This window comes from Sphingomonas sp. HDW15A (assembly GCF_011301715.1).
In the GTDB taxonomy this organism is placed as follows: Bacteria; Pseudomonadota; Alphaproteobacteria; order Sphingomonadales; family Sphingomonadaceae; genus Sphingomicrobium.
The window spans coordinates 1,395,060-1,412,217 of the sequence record NZ_CP049870.1 but is presented as its reverse complement, the minus strand read 5'-3'; the positions used below and the strand labels follow the sequence as shown (position 1 = coordinate 1,412,217).

The following is a 17,158-nucleotide window of genomic DNA, read 5'->3' as shown; positions in this document are numbered from 1 at the left end:
TCCATATAGGCATGTCGCGCGTCATCGCAAAACCGCGCTCGCATCGACGACCTCTACGTCGGCCATCATTCCCATCAGCGCATCGTACCAGGGCTTATGACTGGCCCCGACGATGTTCAGGACCCTGGCTCCGGGCTTCGCAGCGAAAACCGAACGAACATTGGCCGCCATTCGGAGGTTGCGGACGTCCCACCAGCCGACATAACGCCGCGCCGGCGTACCCGGGCTTTGCTGGGCCATTGCTTCACCGAAATCCCCACGAATCTGCGCGTTCTGAGCGCCGGGGGCATTCATTTCCCGATAATAAGAGAGCATCTCGGCGCCATCCTTGATGCGGCTCTCACGGGCCTTGTGGGCAGCCAGCAAGGGTGAAGCCCGGGCCGCTGTGAAATGCGCGGACATCGCATCTTCGAAGTCCTTGCCTTCATGAGCAAGCGCGCCGTCGCTGGTATGGTCGTCAACGCCGTAAACTCTTTCTAGGCCGAGTCGGGCGGCAAGGATCGCTGCGACATCATAGCTTTCGTTGAGGGCCTTTCCTTTCCGCTCAAGAATTTCGACCATCGAGTCATCTAGGCCGTCCTTGGCGACCCGCTCGACCGGCTCGAGCCGAAGCCATTGGACCTTGGCCGATGTGCGGTCGCCGGCTGCCAGGAACAGCATGGCCAGGCGCCTTCGCTCGGCTGGCGAAGGATTGTCTGGCCAGGCGTCGAGTGTTTCGCGAACCGTGCGCAGCGCTTCCGGGACGGCCAGGCGCGTTTTTTGCCGGATCAGCGATGGGTCCCAGCAATATTGCTCATAAGCGTCCGCATACAGGTCCGGAAATGCGCGCATCGCCTCGCACTGCTCGCCCGACACGCCCTCGTGGGTGATGATCGTCGGGCGGAACGACGCGAGCTTGGCGAGCAAGGGCTCGAGCATGTGCGCGGTCCACTCCTTGTGTTCAGAGAGATGCGTGCTCGCAAGGGTCATCACCTGAGATCGGGCGCCTGCCACCGGAGCATGTTGCCCAAGTGGCGACTGAGCGAGCGAGGGGGCAGACAACGCCAGCCCCGCAGCCATGGCAATGTACTTCATGAGGCCTCCTGTATTGTATGACTAATACAGTGGCGGCGCCGATGCAAATCCTCTCGACCCGGAGGAGGCGAGCGCTACAACGATGCCATGACCGAGACGCGCATCTGGACCGCCGGCCTTGTTGTGATCGGCGATGAAATCCTTTCTGGACGAACGCAAGACAAGAATGTTGCGCAGATTGGTTCCTGGCTTAACGTCCAGGGAATCCGCCTTCGCGAGGTGCGGGTTGTCGGGGACGTGGAGGAGGCCATCGTCGAAGCGGTGAACGCCATGCGGACCGCTTACGACTATTGCTTCACGACGGGCGGCATCGGCCCGACGCATGACGACATCACCGTGGACGCCATCGCTGCCGCTTTCGGCTTGCCGGTGGTCATCCACCCCGAAGCGCGGCGGCTTCTGGAGGATTATTACGCGACCCGCGGCGGGCTCAACGAAGGCCGGCTGGCAATGGCCCGGGTCCCGGAAGGGGCGGAGCTGATCGACAATCCTGTTTCGAAAGCGCCGGGCATCAAGATCGGCAATGTCTACATCATGGCCGGCATTCCATGGGTGACGGCGGGCATGCTGGAAGGATTGACCGGAAAGCTCGAAGGCGGGCGTCCGTTGGTGTCCGTGACCGTCGGCGCACTGGCTCCGGAGAGCGAGGTCGCCGCGATGCTTCGCGACGTCGAGCGCGCGTCCGACGGAATCTCGATCGGCTCCTATCCGTTTTTCAAGGACGGGCGCGGCGGAAGCAATTTCGTCGTCAGAAGCGAAGATGAGGAGCTGGCGCGGTCCGCTGCCGGGTTGCTTGCCGAGAAACTGGCGGAGCTTGGATACGACCCCGTTGACGGCGGGATGTAGCCCCCAAGATCTGCTGGTTTAGCTGGACCTTCGGAAGCTTGGAGCGGGCGAAGGGAATCGAACCCTCGTCGTAAGCTTGGGAAGCTTCTGCTCTACCATTGAGCTACGCCCGCTCGGGCGAGCGCGGAATTGCCACGCACTTTTCGCAAAATCAATTCGCCCTTAAGAAAACGGCGCCGCCCGGGGGCGACGCCGTCTTCCTTGACTGTCCCAGCGTCTTAGTAAGCGATGCTGAGGGTGCCCGAGATGGTGCGCGGAGCGCCGATCTGGGCGAACGGAGCGTTGTCGTAGACGCCCGAGGAGTTGACCGTCTGGTTGAGGTTTGAGCTGAACCCGCCGACGTAGACCTCGTCGAACAGGTTGTAGACGTTCAGCTGGAAGTAGGTTTCCTTGAGCCCGCGGATGCGGAAGTTGTAACGGGCGTCGAGGTTGATCAGCCAGTAGGACGGAGCCGTCGCACCGTAGATGCGCTGAGGTCCGGAAGGGCCCGTCAAGTCGACGTCGCCACGGAACATCGGCGCGTTATTGTCATAGATGTAACGCGGGCCGGTCTTCTTGGCCGTAATTCCGAGATCGATTGGGCCGAGGCTGCTCAGGGCCGAGAAGCCCCAGTTATACTTCGGCGCACCGCCCTCACGCTTGCCGGCGGTGAAAGCGCAGCTGCGAAGGGCTTGCGGTGTATCCTGATCGATGTTGTCGCAGGTAACACCAGTCGGCAGCGAGCCCACCTGGATGTTCTCCTTGATCTCCGAATCGTTCCACGACGCGAAGGTGTAAAGCGTCAACTGGCGGAACGGCGACCAAGCCACCGAACCGTCGATACCCCACTTGTCGACCGCGCCGAGGTTGCGGAACACCGTGGTGTTCGCTTCCGGATCGAAGCTGACCGCCTGGCGATTCTTGAAATTGGTCTTCCAGACGCCGACCTGGGCCTGGATCTTGGAGCTGCGATAACGGGCGCCCAGATCGAAGCTGTCGGTTGTTTCCGGCTTCGGCTTGGCCGCGTCCGAGCCTTCCGGGAAGTAGAAGGACGCATAGAGGTTGTCGGTCGAAGGGACCGACAGGCCGCGCGCGTAATTGCCGAAGATGCTGACCGCCGGCGTAATGTCGTAGACGAAGCCGATGTTCGGCAGCGGCTCGTCATACTTCAGGGTCCGCTTCTGCGGTGGAGCGAAGCCGCTGATGGCGCCGGTGGTCGGATTGACGACATAGGGATTGCGGGCCGCGATGATCGCGTCGATCGCCGCATTGCCGCCAGAGCATTCGACGAATGCACCCGACGAGTTTGATGCCGAGCTGGTGAAGCAATTATTGTCGAGTTTGCGGGTGAAGAACGGCATGCGCAGGCCGACGGTTGCGGTCAACGTGTCGTCGAAGAACTCACCGCGCCACTCAGCCGACGGCTGGTGAAGGATGGCATAGGACTGGCGGTCGCGCTTCTGGAGGGCCACGCCGTTCACGTCGTTAACGGGATCGTTGACCGGGAAGACGTCGAGCGGTTCGCCATTGTTCGCGAGGAGTCCAACTTGGCCGGTCTGGCGGTGGTTGGCGTGATCGAAGGTGTAGGTGAAGCGCATCGTGTGATCGTCATTGATGTCCCAGCGAAGGCCGCTGATGACGCCGAAGCGATGCGTGCGAGTCTGGCTCGGAGCGATCACGCGAACCTGGTCAAGCAGGTCGCCGTCACCGTTGATGTCGACTCCGCCGGCGTAAGGCGAGCCGCCATAATAGCCGGGAACACAGATGACATTCGGACCGGAGGTCGTCGAGCAGTTGTCACGACCGCCGGAAGCCGAGCCGTTCTCATCGAAAATGTCGTAGCCATATTCGCGGATGGTCGTGGTGCCGCCGCCATTGGCCTTCACATACTGATAGCTCGGCTCGACCGTCAGGGTCAGGGCGTCGCTTAACGTGAAGCGCGACGTGCCCTTGATGTTGCCCGTGTTCGACGGGTTGTAGCGCCGATCGAATTCGTTGCCGCAGGTGTTGGAACCCGGCTCATCGGGGATGCCGTTTTGAGGCTGGTCGATCGTGCACGGATAGTTGATGTCATATTCGCGGTCGCTCTTGCTGTTCGGGAAGCGATCCGGGACGCTGCGCGGATTGCCGTTCGTACCGCTCTGGGTCAGGTCCTGGCGAAGGCGGACCGAACCGAAGAAGTTATTGCGGTTCTGGTTGTAGTGGCCGCTGACCGAAACGAAGTCGCCGTTGGTGCCGATCGGCTGGTAGATCTTGCCGTTATACTGCTGCTTGTCGACCTTGCCGTAGTTATTGAACGGGTTGTCGTTCTTGGCGGTCGATACGGCGAAGAAAGCGCGGGTGCCCCACGGGCCGATCTCGCCGGTGTCGACAACCCCGAAGATGCGGCGGAAGTCATACTCGCCGAGCGAGCCGACAACGCGGGCGCCGAATTCCTTCGAAGGGAGGCGGGTACGCAGGTTGACTGTGCCACCGACGGCCGATGCGGTCGGCGAGTCGACGTCGGTCGTGCCGAGGTTGACGTTGACCTGGTCGATCAGCTCGGGGTCGATCTGCTGGTTGGAATAGATCGCATAGTTGCCCGAATCGTTCAGCGGGATGCCGTCGAAGGTGAGGCTGATGCGCGAGCTATCGAAGCCGCGAATGCTGAGCGTGCCGCCCGAAGAGCCATAAGCGTCATTGTTCTGGAAGCTGACGCCCGGGACGGTGTTGATCGAGTCGAGGACGGTCTGGCCCGGATTCTGGCGAGCCAGATACTCCTGCGTGATGACCGCCTTGGCCTTCGAGGTGTCAGGCGCCTGGATGCCGCCGACCTCCTGAACGCGCGTTCCGGTGACGATGATTTCTTCTTCTTCGAAATCCTGGGTGCCGGCCGACTGGGCGAAAGCGGCGGCAGGAAAGATAAGCGAAGCCGAGCTGAGAAGAATGAGTTTTTTCACGGTGATAACCCCCCACGGGTGGTGCGACGAATTGCGATTCGCAACGCAGCTATACCGGCATTGCGACACTTGGATTACGGACCACGAATGGCCTTGCGACGATTTTTCGAGAACGTTGCGCGGAGGCCACGGGTGACCCGCCGCGCCGACTCGCGCGGGCCTACAGCAGGAAATACGTTTGATTACAAGAGTGTCAGCTAGGCCCGAGAATCAAGCCGCCTCCCGATTGCCACCATGAGGTAGATGAGTGGCGGCACCATGACGATCGAAAGCACGACCTTGGCCAGCATCTGGCCGAGCAGCAGGTCGGCGATCGGAAACACGCCATAGAAAGCGATCGATATGAACAGCAGGGTGTCCACCACCTGGCTGAGTACGCTCGCGACGGCCGAGCGGAACCACAGCAGCCGCGAGCCTTCGCGGCCTTTGAGCTTTGCGAAAATCGTCACGTTGAGCAGGGTCGAAATGCCGTAGGCGACGATCCCCGCGAGCCAGATTCGCGGCGTCGCGAGCATCATGGTCTCGAACGCGCCAAGGCGAGCAGGATCCATTTCCTTGGCCGCCGGAACGGCGAGCACCAGCAGCGTCAATCCGAGTGACATCAGCAGGGGCACGAAACCCCACAGGACAAGGCGGTTCGCGGTCTCGCGTCCGTGAAGCTCGGCCACCGCGCTCGATGTGACCACCAGCAACAGGAAGGCGAAGATTCCCGCTTCGACCGCCAGCGGCCCGAGCGCCACCTGCTTGTTGCCGAGAACCCCGGCGATGCACACCATCCCGCCATAGAAAATGGCGAAGGCAAAAAGCGACGGGGTCAGCGGCCAGGGCGCGCGTGCTAGGGATTGGGTTCAGTGCTCATGGCCGCGAATGGGTAATGCCTCGTTTCGCGCCCGCAAGCCTTTTATTGACCGGCCCCGACGCCACCGCTAGCGCCCGCCAACCATGGATTCTCAATATGATATCGTTGCCATTGGCGATGCGATCGTCGACGTCATCGCCACTTGCGACGACGCCTTCCTGGCCGAGCACGATTTGCCCAAGGGATCGATGCAGCTGCTCGATACCGACGCCGCGGACAGGCTTTATGCAGCGATGGGAACGGCACAGGAAACCAGCGGCGGATCGGCTGCCAACTCTATGGCCGGCATCGCCGCGATGGGTGGCCGCGCCGCCTTCATCGGCCAGGTCGCCGACGACCAGCTTGGCACCATTTTTCGCCACGATATGACCGCGCTCGGGGTCGACTACGATACGCCTCCGCTTGCCAACGGCTCGAAACCGACCGGCCGTTGCCTGATTCTCGTCACGCCCGATGCCCACCGGACGATGAACACATGCCCCGGCGCAAGTCACGAGCTGACTCCGGACGCGCTGGATTCGGACAAGATCGCCAATAGCGCGATCCTGTTCCTGGAAGGCTATTTGTGGGGACCGGAAAAGCCGCGGGCTGCGATGCTCAAGGCGATCGAGACCGCACATGCCGCGAACCGCGAGATTGCATTTACGCTGTCCGAAAGCGTCTGCATGCCGGGCCGGCGGGAGACATTCAGCCAGATGATCCGCGACCGCGGAATTGACCTGCTTTTCGCCAACGAGCTGGAATTGATGCAACTCACGGGCGACCAATCGTTGGGGCAGGCGATCGCGAGCGTCGCCGACAAGGTGCCGTGCCTGGTTGTGACTCGCGGGGAGCATGGCGCGATCGCCTTTGCCGATGGCGAGGGGGTCGAGGTCCCGGCGGCACCGGTTGAGCGGGTCGTCGACACGACCGGCGCCGGCGACCTGTTCGCCGCCGGCTTTCTCGCGGCGAGAGCGCGCAGACACGACCTTGCGCGATGCCTGCATACGGGTGCAACGGCGGCAGCGGAGATCATATCGCACTTCGGCGCGAGGCCGGAGGCGGATTTGAAAGCGCTTGTTCGGCTATGACCACATTGAAACGGATCGCGGTCTATTGCGGCTCGGCCCGGGCAGCGACGAAATGTTCGCGGATACGGCGCGTGAGCTGGCGCTGGAACTGGCGCGCCGGAAAATCGATCTGGTCTACGGCGGCGGGCGTCTTGGGCTGATGGGAATCATGGCCGACACCGTCCTTGAAGCCGGTGGCCAGGCCTATGGAGTCATCCCGCACGCGCTGGTCGAGCAGGAGGTCGCGCATCTTGGCCTCACCGAGCTTTACCAGGTGACGACGATGCATGAGCGGAAAGCCAAGTTCACGGAGCTTGCCGACGGATTCCTCTGTCTGCCCGGGGGCATCGGCACGCTCGACGAATTGTTCGAGGCCTGGACGTGGAACGCGCTCGGCTACCACTCGAAGCCGTTCTGCCTGCTGAACGTCGGCGATTTCTGGAGCCCGTTCGCCGACTTCATGGACCATGTTCGCGATGCCGGATTCTTGAGCCCAGCGCGACGCGAGCAATTGCTCGTTGCCGACACACCAGCTGAGGCAATCAAAATGCTGGACGAAGCCGCCGCCAGCGCTAACCAAGGTATCGTCTGGTAAATCGCCCGGGGAGGGGCGTTCTCACATGAATCACGTCCTTCTCGGCGTCATCGGTATCGCCGTCATCTTGCTTATTGCGGTACTTTTCTCCTCCAACCGCAAGGCGATACGGTTGCGGGTCGTAGCGGCTGCCTTTGCCCTACAGGCCATAATCGCATTCCTGGTACTGCGAACGACCGGCGGACGCGCGGTCATTCAAGGCATGAGCGACGGCGTCGCGGCGCTGCTGGGTTATGCCGGCGAGGGCACCAAATTCCTCTTCGGTGGGCTCGCCAGCGATCCTCTCGGCCAGAACTTTGCGTTGCTCGCGCTGCCGGTCATCGTCTTCTTCGCCGCGCTCGTTTCGATCCTCTACTATCTTGGGATCATGCAGCGGATTGTTCGCTGGGTCGGCGGAGCGATAGGCTGGGTCACCGGCATCAGCCGGGTCGAGAGCCTCGGCGCAGCGGCCAACATCTTTGTCGGCCAGTCGGAAAGTCCACTCGTCGTTCGACCCTACCTGCCGGCGCTTCCCGCAAGCCATCTGTTCACGCTAATGACCGTCGGCATGGCTGGCGTCGCAGGAACGATCCTGGCTGCCTACGCCGGGCTGCTCGGCAATGAATATTTGCCTTACCTGCTAGCGGCAGCCTTCATGTCGGCGCCGGGCGGCATTCTCATGGCCAAGATGATCATGCCTGACGATCCCGCGGTTCTTCATGCGGAACCCGAAAAGGTCGAGCTGCCGCAGTCGCGGATCAGCGGCGAAGGACCCGCGGCGATGTTACCGGAAGGGCGTCCGGTTGAGGCCCTACCGGCTAATCCAGAGGACGAGCTGGACGTCCACGGCTTCGAAGAGGGCGAGCAACCGGTCAATATCATCCAGGCCGCCGGGCAAGGCGCGCAAACCGGCGTCAAGCTAGCCGTGGCGGTCGCCGCAATGGTCCTCGCCTTCGTCGCGCTGGTCGCTCTAGTCAACGGCGTGGTCGGTGGCATCGGCGAGGCTGTAGGTCAGCAGGGCTGGAGCCTCCAAGCGGGGCTGGGCGCGATCTTCTCGCCGGTGATGTATCTCATCGGTATTCCATGGAACGAAGCGCAGGTCGCGGGCGGCCTGTTTGGCACCAAGGTCGTTCTCAACGAGTTCGTTGCGTTCATCGATCTCGGCAATGCCCAGGGCGCCGCTGCAGCCCTGAGCGACCGTAGCCGGGCGATCGTCATTTTCGCGCTGTGCGGCTTTGCCAATTTCAGCTCGATTGCCATTCAGTTAGCCGTCGTCGGCAACCTTGCCCCCAACCAGCGGCCGGTTATCGCCAAACTTGGCCTCAAGGCACTGCTCGCAGGTTCGCTAGCCAACCTGATGTCGGCGGCGCTCGCAGGACTGATGATGCCGTAATTCGCCTTTGATTGCCGTCAATTGCGTGGCAACGGCGGCGGGAGTAGAGGCGCGTTCATGAGCACTGACATCATCACCAGCGACAATGTTGCGTCCGTTTCTCTGAAGGATGCCGACACAGATCCCAAGGCCTTCTCAGACGAGCTCGGTCACAGCTTCGTCGACTATGGCTTCGCGATCATTCGCGACCACGGCATTCCTCAGGACCTGATCGACGATGCAGAAGAAAAGGCGAAGCAGTTCTTTGCCTTGCCGGAAGATGTGAAGCGCAAATATCATGTCGAAGGCGGCGGGGGAGCGCGCGGCTACACGCCGTTCGGAATCGAAACCGCCAAAGGTGCGTCGGCGCACGACCTCAAGGAATTCTGGCACGTCGGCCGCGACCTTCCCGAAGGGCACCGGTTCCGTGGTCATATGCCGGACAACCTGTGGCCGTCAGAAGTGCCCGGCTTCAAGGAAACCTTCCAGCGCCTTTACGCCGCATTCGACGAGGCGGGGGTGAAAATCCTCCGCGCCGTCGCGCGCTTCCTCAAGCTCGACGAGGAATTTTTCACCGACACCGTTCGCGACGGCAATTCCGTGATGCGGCTGCTTCACTATCCGCCGATCGACAAGCCAACCGGCAACCACATTCGCGCCGGCGCGCATGAGGACATCAACACCATCACCTTGCTGCTTGGGGCCGAGGAGGCGGGGTTGCAACTGCTGACGAAAGACGGCCGCTGGCTCGACGTCCGCCCGAAGCCAGGCGAGCTGGTGATCAACATCGGCGACATGCTCCAGCGCCTGACCAACGGGAAGCTTCGCTCGACCAGCCATCGTGTCATCAATCCGGCTCCCGACCGGGCCTCGAAGGCGCGCTATTCGATGCCCTTCTTCCTTCACTTCCGGTCGGATTTCCTGATCGAGGCGCTGCCCGGAACCGTGCCTCAGGGCGAAGAGCCGAAATGGGCGCCGATCAGTGCCGACGAATACCTCCAGGAACGGCTGCGCGAGATCAAATTGAAGTAGGATGTCCGGGTACATCCGTCATTTCGATTTGGTGAAGTAGGATGTCCGGGGGACATCCGTCACTTCAGTTCGCCGCGGCCATCGCCGGCCCGCACACCCAGCCCAGAGCCTCTTCGCGTTCTTCCGGCATGTAGGTTCGGTAGCTGATGTTCGGAAGCATGGCGCTTTCCAGCCGCGTTCCGGCGCGGATCCAGGCCTGGTCGGCGACGACTGCGACCCGTCCAAACCGGTTGAGCTGACTGAACAGCGGAAAGGCGCGCCGCATATGTTCCGGGAGCGCGCTCAATTCCACGCCCTCGATTCCCTGAGTTTCGGCGAAGACATGGACCTTTTCATGCTCAGCCATGACCTCGTCCAGTCGGTCCATAATGGCCTTCAGGTCATCGAGCGTGATCTTCCCGCTGATTTTCACGGCAACCACGTCGCTCGGACTTTGGATGATCTCGTGCATCTCGGACTCCTTCTACTGCCGCTTACCCTGGCAATCCGAACAGGGATTTGATCGGGGTCAAAGCGTTTCATTTCTGCTATGGCGATAATAGTCTCGCGACAATGGCGCCGGCGGGCCGTTTCGCCACCAAGATCTGGTTGCCGCCGCTAGGAGCAAGGCGATGACCAGCGAAATGCCTGTCACCCTCGATCGTCCGTCATCGACAGACCGGCGAAGCCGCGGCGGGATCAAGACGATCCTGCTCCACGTTCAGAACGATCGATCGGTTGGGGAGCGACTTGAAGCGGCGCTGTCGATCGCCAGGACGTGCGACGCCCATTTGCATTGCGTCCACATCACTCCGGTCGAAGCGTATGTCGCGTTCGATGCCTTCGGCGGTGTGTTTGTCATGAGCGACGTGATCCGCGCTCTCGACGAGGAGGAGGCGCGGCTTCGCGCTCGGATCGAGGACGAATTGCGTTCCGAAGACGTCAGCTGGGATTATGAGCAGGTTACCGGCAATATCGCTACGCAGGTCGTGCGTTTCGGCGCTCTAAGCGACCTTGTCGTAACTGGGAGAGATTCGCACCAGAGCGATGTGCTTCCCTCGAATTCGGGACTGCTTGCCGACATCCTTCACCGCTCGCGGACGCCGTTGCTCGTCCCGGCCTGTGATGGGGGGACATTCGACCCGCTCGGAAACGCGGTCGTCGCCTGGGATGGAAGCTATGAGGCTGCCAATGCCGTTCGCGCGTCGATTGGCCTGCTCCAGGTCGCCGGCAACGTCCGGATCATCCAGGCCAGCGAAGAGAAGAAGGGCGATGAATTTCCGGGCACGCGGCTACTCGAATATCTATCGCGGCACGACGTACATGCCGAGTTGACGATCGAACCCCCGGGATCGGCCGATGGCTCCGCCATCGCGGCCCTGCTCGTTGCGCAGGCCAAGGCCTATCACGCGGCCTACATCGTCATGGGCAGCTACAATCACAGCCGGGTCGGCCAATATTTCTTCGGCGGGGTCACAAGCACTTTACTGGACGCCTGTGACCTTCCGCTAGTCATGATGCACTAGGAAGCGCCATCCCGCGCCGAGTCAGCGAGGCTCGACGGACCGAAACCGTTGGGAATGAGCGCGGAGAGCCGATGCCGCTCGACCCTCTTTCCGTCGCCCGACGCACAGAGCACCTCGATGTCGCGTCCGCCCAACTGGCTAGCCTCGAGGATCGCCTGACGGCAGCCGCCGCATGGCGTGACAGGTGAGTCGCCTTTGAGCGCGCTTCCCGATCCGTCGCCCCCGCGACCGCTATTCGGGCGACATTGCCAAGGCCGAACGCATGCGCCGCAGCGGTGAGCGCGCTTTGCTCGGCGCAGAGCCCCAGTCGATAGCAGGCGTTCTCCATGTTCGCGCCCGTGACTATTGTTCCGTCCGCACCTTCGATCGCGCAACCGACCGAAAAGCGGGAATAGGGGGCATAGGCCTTCAAAGCGGCGTCGCGCGCGGCGGCGACCAGTTCATCGTCAGTCATGGCATTGTCTTCTGACCGCGGCTAAGCGTTGCCGCAATCACTGATTGGAGCATTCGTCGATGCGTCGTCTCGCCGCTGTCCTTTCGCTGGCATTTCTCGCTAGCTGCTCGTCGCTGCCGACGCCGCCGCCGACTGTACCCCCGCCTCCGCCGCTCGAGGTCCAAATCCTGGCGATCAACGACTTTCACGGCAATCTCGAACCGCCAGGCCTCGCTTATGAGGGATCGAAGGGCAAGGTCCCGGTCGGAGGCGCCGCTTATCTGGCGACGGCATTGAGGGAAGTCCGCACGCCTGCGAGCATCACCGTCGCCGCTGGCGATCTCATCAGTGCCAGTCCGCTCGTGTCCTCGCTTTATTACGACGAACCGACGGTTCGGGCGCTTAGCGACAGCGGCCTCGCACTGGCCGCCGTCGGCAATCACGAATTCGACCGCGGCCCTGCCGAGCTGAAGCGAATGCAGGCCGGAGGTTGCCGCGAAAAGCAGGCGCGTGAAACGCGCCAGTCCTGCGCGCTGGAAGCGTTCACGGGCGCTGGCTTTCAGTATCTCGCGGCGAACGTGCTGGAAGGGAGCAACAACCTGTTCCCGTCGACTGCTATCCGTGACATTGGAGGCGTGCGCATCGGCTTCATCGGCATGACCTTGAAGGAGACCGGCACCCTGGTCTCTCCGGATGGCGTGAAGGGCCTTGCTTTTCTTGACGAAGCGGGCACCGCAAATGCTTTGGTGCCCTACCTTAAGCAAAATGGCGCCAAGGCAATCGTCTTGCTGATCCACCAGGGCGGGGCGACAGATGGAAAATTTGATGACCCGTCATGCCCGGGCCTGTCCGGCGACATCATGCCGATTCTGGCGAAGCTCGATCCGGCCATCGACCTCGTCGTCTCCGGCCACACGCATCAAGCTTACATCTGCCAAAGGCCGCCCAACAATGGCGCCCGACGTCTCCTCACCAGCGCTGGCCGCTATGGCGCGCTCGTCACCGACATCCGATTGAGCTTCGCTCCGGATGGCACGCTTATCGATCAGCGCGCCGAGTTCGTGCCTGTGCAGGGCGAACCGATCGACAACGCTCGTGTACAAGCGCCGCTCAATCCGGCCTATCGCGTTTTCGCTGCCGATCCCGGCGTCGCGAGTCTCGTCCAGCGCTACAAGGCGGCAGCGTCGGTCATCGCGGATCGACCAGTCGGAAAACTCTCCGCTCCGCTCGAAAAAGGCAGCATCAGCGGTGAATCTCAGGCGTCGGAATTCATCGCCGACGGGCAGCTGTTCGTCGCGAGGAATCCTGCGAAGGGCGCAGCCGACTTCGGCTTCATGAACAACGGCGGGGCGCGGACAGACCTCATTCCCGGCCCCGACGGCACGGTCACCTACGGCCAGATTTTCGCGCTCCAGCCGTTCGCCAACAATCTGGTCACGATCAGCCTTACGGGGGCGCAGGTGAAGGCCGTGCTTGAGCAGCAATTCGACAGCGGCACCAACACCGTCGCTCGGCCGAACCTCATCATGCCTTCGGCTAACGTCCGGTTCTCGTTCGACAAGTCGCGGCCGGCTGGGCAGCGGATCGTCAGCATCCTGCTCGACGGCAGGCCGATCGATCCTACCCGGACCTATCGCGTGACGGTCAACAATTTCCTCGCGTCGGGGGGCGACGGTTTCACGGCGCTGGCAGCTGGCACCAATCCGGTCGATGGCGGCCTCGACCTAGATGCGACCGAGGCGTACCTCAAATCCAGTCCGCCTGTGCCGCAGAAGGGCCGGGTGATCGACCTCACTCCAGCCGGCTGGACGCCGCCCGCCAGCTAACGCAGCGGCGGCTCGTCGAAGCTACGGAGCTTGCGGCTGTGGAGGCCTTCGCCTTCGCGCTTCAACAGGTGCAGCGTCTCGATGCCGATGCGCAAGTGCTGGCTGATCGAGCGCTCGTAAAAGGCATTGGCCTGACCGGGCAGCTTGAGTTCGCCGTGAAGCGGCTTGTCGGACACGCATAGAAGTGTCCCGTAGGGCACGCGGAAGCGGTAGCCCTGCGCCGCGACGGTCGCAGATTCCATGTCGATCGCAACCGCCCGGCTCTGGTTGAAGCGCAGCGCGGAGAGCGTGTAGCGAAGCTCCCAGTTGCGGTCGTCGGTCGTGACGACCGTGCCAGTGCGCAGCCGTTTCTTGACGCTGTCCTCGTCCTCGCCGGTCACCTTCACCGTGGCGTCGAACAGCGCCGTCTGGACTTCGGCGATCGCCGGGATCGGGATCTCCGGCGGAAGCACGTCGTCGAGGACATGGTCGTCGCGCAGGTAAGCGTGCGCGAGAACATAGTCACCGATCGTCTGGCTCGGCCTCAGGCCGCCGCAGTGCCCGATCATCAGCCAAGCCTCGGGGCGAAGCACCGCGATATGGTCGCAGATCGTCTTGGCGTTCGAGGGGCCGACGCCGATATTGACCAGGGTCACGCCGGTGCCGCCAGGCGCCATCAGGTGATAGGCCGGCATCTGGTGCCGCCGCCACGAGCCTGCCGCGACCTGCGCCTCGGCGTCGTTGAGGTCGCCGCGCTCGAACGTCGCTCCGGGAACGGTGAAGCTCGTGAAGGGACTGTTCTCCCACCGCAGGGCGTCGACCGCGAAGCGAACGAACTCGTCGACGTAGCGGACATAGTTGGTGAACAGCACGAAATGCTGGAAGTCCTCGGGCGGGGTTCCGGTGTAATGCTTCAGCCGCGCAAGGCTGAAGTCGGTCCGCGGTCCGTCGAACAGTGCGAGCGGGCGATCCTCGAGCAGTGCCGGATCGAGCACCCCGTCCGCAACTTCGTCGCCGATGTGAACAAGCTCGGTCGATGGAAACCAGCGGGACAATTCGGCGCTCGACAGGCCGCCAAGGTCGACCTCACCGTCGAGGACGTATGGATAGCTGATTTCGCTCGGGCTTCGGGCGACCGAGACTTCGACCTCGTAATCGCGCAGCAAATGCTCCAGCTGTTCAGCAAGGTAGGCGCGAAACAGCTTCGGTCGCGCGATCGAGCTGATGTAGGTTCCGGGCTGGTTCAGCCGCGCGAAGGCGCGTGACGACACTGGCGGAGCGCCTTCCGGGTCATAACGCAGGCGCAGTTCGGGGTAAGCGAAGATGCCGTCCGCCCGGGCGCGGGGCTCGGGCCTAGTTCCATCCTCGGCGAAGCGGCGGAGCGCCTCACGCAGGTTAGCGACGGATTTTTCGTAGATGGCCTCCAGTTCATCCAGGAGGCGCGGAATATCGTCGATACTGGTCATTAAAGTCCCCGGTTGGCGAACCTTCCGGCGATTGGCAAGTGCAGCGGCGCCGGAAAAGCCTGCGACTCCCTATGCCGTTTGCGTTTCAACTAGTCGTCGATGACAGGGGTTCCTGACACTTCGTCCCCCGGACTAAGCGTCGATAATGCCTTCATCGACACTCGCCGCGCGTTCCTGAATGAACTGGAAGCGGTGCTCCGGGTTCTTGCCCATCAGCCGGTCGACCAGGTCCTTCACCGGCTGGCGATCCTGATATTCGGCCGGAAGCGTGATTCGGATCATCGAGCGGGTCGCCGGATCCATCGTCGTTTCCTTGAGCTGCTGCGGGTTCATCTCGCCAAGACCCTTGAAGCGCGAAACTTCGACCTTCTTGCCCTTGAATTCCGTCGCCTCCAGTTCGGCGCGATGCGCGTCGTCGCGCGCGTAGGCGGACTTGTTGCCCGATGTCAGGCGGTAGAGCGGCGGCTGCGCTAGGAATAGATGCCCGCGCCGTACCAGCTCCGGCATCTCCTGGAAGAAAAACGTCATCAGCAGGGTCGCGATATGGGCCCCGTCGACGTCGGCGTCGGTCATGATCACGATCCGCTCGTACCGCAGCGACTTTTCGTCGAACTTGTCGCGCATGCCGCATCCCAGCGCTTGGCCGAGGTCGGCGATTTCCTGGTTGGCGCGGATCTTGTCCGCGGTCGCGGACGCGACATTCAGGATCTTGCCCCGGATCGGCAGAATCGCCTGTGTCTTGCGATCGCGCGCCTGCTTGGCGCTTCCGCCCGCGCTGTCGCCTTCGACGATGAACAGCTCGGTGCCTTCCGCATCGTCGGTCGAGCAGTCCGTCAGCTTGCCGGGTAGGCGCAGCTTGCGCGCGCTGGTCGCGGTCTTGCGCTTCACCTCACGCTCGGCGCGGCGCTTCAGCCGCTCGTCCATCCGCTCAATGACGGCGCCGAGCAAAGCGCGGCCGCGGTCCATGTTGTCGGACAGATAATGATCGAAATGGTCGCGCACCGCCGCCTCGACGAAGCGCGCGGCCTCAAGGCTGGTTAGCCGGTCCTTGGTCTGGCTCTGAAAATGCGGGTTGCGGATGAACACGCTCAGCATCAGCTCGATGCCGTTGAACACGTCGTCGGCCGTAATGTCCTTTGCGCGCTTGTTGCCGACCAGCTCGCCGAAGCCGCGGAGCCCCTTGGTCAGAGCGGCGCGAAGCCCGGCTTCATGGGTGCCGCCGTCGGGCGTCGGGATGGTGTTGCAATAATAGCTTTCGGTTCCGCCGTCGGTCCACAGCGGCCAGGCGACGGCCCATTCGGCGCGGCCCTGCCCGTCCGGAAAGTCCTGCCGGCCGGAGAAGGGCGGGCTGGTGAAGCATTCGCGGTCGACGAGCTGCTCATTAAGGTGATCCGCAAGCCCGCCCGGGAACTGGAAGACGGCCTGCTCGGGAACCGCGTCAGACGCCAGCGACGGGTCGCAACGCCATCGGATCTCGACCCCGGCGAACAGATAAGCCTTGGAGCGGACCAGCTTGTACAGCCGCTCGGCGCTGAAAACCGCGTCGCGTCCGAAAATCTCGGTGTCCGGTGTGAAGGTGACGCTCGTCCCGCGGCGGTTCGGTGCGGCTCCGACCTCTTCGAGCGCGCTGGTCGCGAGACCCTTGGAGAAGACCTGGCGATAGAGCTTCTTGTCGCGCGCGACCTCGACGATCGTCTCGGTTGAAAGCGCGTTGACGACGCTGACGCCGACACCGTGAAGGCCGCCGGAAGTAGCATAGGCCTTACCCTCGAACTTGCCGCCGGAATGCAGCGTGGTGAGGATTACCTCCAGCGCCGACTTGCCCGGATATTTGGGGTGGGGATCGACCGGGATTCCGCGGCCGTTGTCGATCACCGTCAGCCGATTTCCGGGATCCAGCTGCACCTCGATCCGGCTGGCATGGCCGGCCACCGCCTCGTCCATCGCATTGTCGATGACTTCTGCGGCAAGGTGATGGAGCGCGCGCTCGTCGGTTCCGCCGATGTACATTCCGGGGCGGCGGCGGACGGGCTCAAGCCCCTCCAGCACCTCGATTGCGGAAGCATCGTAATCGGTCGACGGGGTTGCGGAATTTCCGGATTCGAACAGGTCGGACATTTGTCGAACGCTATAGGGGGCGCGGCGTTCGGATGCCAAGCGGTGCAGACCCTTGAAATGCATTCTGTTGCAACCAAATCACGCTCGCCGGTCGCCTTCATGGGGCC

General features: G+C 62.6%; 14 protein-coding genes and 1 tRNA gene. 7 read left to right on the top strand and 8 right to left on the bottom strand.

What is annotated here, in order from left to right:
- Positions 1-21: 21 nt before the first annotated feature.
- Positions 22-1,074 carry a DUF5694 domain-containing protein gene (locus G7076_RS07325; RefSeq protein WP_166201662.1) on the bottom strand — a complete coding sequence of 351 codons (1,053 nt, stop codon included), beginning with the start codon at positions 1,072-1,074 and terminating at the stop codon, positions 22-24.
- Between the two features lie 87 nt (positions 1,075-1,161).
- Between G7076_RS07325 and G7076_RS07320 the strand changes: the two genes are divergently transcribed.
- Complete coding sequence (locus tag G7076_RS07320; RefSeq protein ID WP_166201660.1) at positions 1,162-1,920, top strand: molybdopterin-binding protein; 759 nt, start codon at positions 1,162-1,164, stop codon at positions 1,918-1,920.
- Between the two features lie 39 nt (positions 1,921-1,959).
- Here G7076_RS07320 and G7076_RS07315 read toward each other — a convergent pair.
- The 3 genes from G7076_RS07315 to G7076_RS07305 all read right to left on the bottom strand — a co-directional run bounded on the left by G7076_RS07315 (position 1,960) and on the right by G7076_RS07305 (position 5,614).
- Positions 1,960-2,033, bottom strand: a tRNA-Gly gene (locus G7076_RS07315).
- A 105-nt stretch (positions 2,034-2,138) separates the two neighbouring features.
- Entirely contained in the window at positions 2,139-4,838 is a 2,700-nt protein-coding gene (locus G7076_RS07310; RefSeq protein ID WP_166201658.1) for a TonB-dependent receptor, read from the bottom strand.
- 197 nt (positions 4,839-5,035) lie between these two features.
- Positions 5,036-5,614: a queuosine precursor transporter gene (locus G7076_RS07305; protein WP_166201656.1), complete on the bottom strand. Its 579-nt coding sequence runs from the start codon at positions 5,612-5,614 to the stop codon at positions 5,036-5,038.
- A 166-nt stretch (positions 5,615-5,780) separates the two neighbouring features.
- On the opposite strand from G7076_RS07305, the gene G7076_RS07300 reads away from it, so the two are divergent.
- From G7076_RS07300 to G7076_RS07285, 4 genes are read left to right on the top strand one after another with little or no spacing between them, the layout of a single operon-like run.
- On the top strand, positions 5,781-6,767 hold the full coding sequence (locus G7076_RS07300) for an adenosine kinase (RefSeq protein ID WP_166201654.1): 987 nt from the start codon (positions 5,781-5,783) through the stop codon (positions 6,765-6,767).
- Positions 6,754-7,341 carry a TIGR00730 family Rossman fold protein gene (locus G7076_RS07295; RefSeq protein WP_240913738.1) on the top strand — a complete coding sequence of 196 codons (588 nt, stop codon included), beginning with the start codon at positions 6,754-6,756 and terminating at the stop codon, positions 7,339-7,341. The genes G7076_RS07300 and G7076_RS07295 overlap by 14 nt, the downstream gene beginning before the upstream one ends.
- Before the next feature lie 25 nt (positions 7,342-7,366).
- Positions 7,367-8,713 (top strand): nucleoside transporter C-terminal domain-containing protein, encoded by a 1,347-nt coding sequence (locus tag G7076_RS07290; protein WP_166201652.1) that lies wholly within the window; start codon positions 7,367-7,369, stop codon positions 8,711-8,713.
- A 57-nt stretch (positions 8,714-8,770) separates the two neighbouring features.
- Positions 8,771-9,724 (top strand): isopenicillin N synthase family oxygenase, encoded by a 954-nt coding sequence (locus tag G7076_RS07285; RefSeq protein WP_166201650.1) that lies wholly within the window; start codon positions 8,771-8,773, stop codon positions 9,722-9,724.
- A 64-nt stretch (positions 9,725-9,788) separates the two neighbouring features.
- On the opposite strand, the gene G7076_RS07280 is transcribed toward G7076_RS07285, so the two are convergent.
- Entirely contained in the window at positions 9,789-10,175 is a 387-nt protein-coding gene (locus G7076_RS07280) for an STAS/SEC14 domain-containing protein (RefSeq protein WP_166201648.1), read from the bottom strand.
- 160 nt (positions 10,176-10,335) lie between these two features.
- Here G7076_RS07280 and G7076_RS07275 point away from each other — a divergent pair, with 160 nt between their 5' ends.
- On the top strand, positions 10,336-11,229 hold the full coding sequence (locus G7076_RS07275) for a universal stress protein (RefSeq protein ID WP_166201646.1): 894 nt from the start codon (positions 10,336-10,338) through the stop codon (positions 11,227-11,229).
- Here G7076_RS07275 and G7076_RS07270 read toward each other — a convergent pair.
- Positions 11,216-11,683: a hypothetical protein gene (locus G7076_RS07270; RefSeq protein ID WP_346774084.1), complete on the bottom strand. Its 468-nt coding sequence runs from the start codon at positions 11,681-11,683 to the stop codon at positions 11,216-11,218. The genes G7076_RS07275 and G7076_RS07270 overlap by 14 nt on opposite strands.
- Before the next feature lie 59 nt (positions 11,684-11,742).
- Between G7076_RS07270 and G7076_RS07265 the strand changes: the two genes are divergently transcribed.
- The gene (locus tag G7076_RS07265; protein WP_166201644.1) at positions 11,743-13,488 is read left to right on the top strand and encodes a bifunctional metallophosphatase/5'-nucleotidase; all 1,746 of its coding nucleotides are present in this window, start codon (positions 11,743-11,745) and stop codon (positions 13,486-13,488) included.
- On the opposite strand, the gene G7076_RS07260 is transcribed toward G7076_RS07265, so the two are convergent.
- Both G7076_RS07260 and parE read right to left on the bottom strand, forming a co-directional pair.
- Entirely contained in the window at positions 13,485-14,933 is a 1,449-nt protein-coding gene (locus G7076_RS07260) for an AMP nucleosidase (protein WP_166201643.1), read from the bottom strand. The genes G7076_RS07265 and G7076_RS07260 overlap by 4 nt on opposite strands.
- 132 nt (positions 14,934-15,065) lie before the next feature.
- Positions 15,066-17,051 carry a DNA topoisomerase IV subunit B gene (gene parE / locus G7076_RS07255; protein WP_166201641.1) on the bottom strand — a complete coding sequence of 662 codons (1,986 nt, stop codon included), beginning with the start codon at positions 17,049-17,051 and terminating at the stop codon, positions 15,066-15,068.
- Positions 17,052-17,158: the final 107 nt, after the last annotated feature.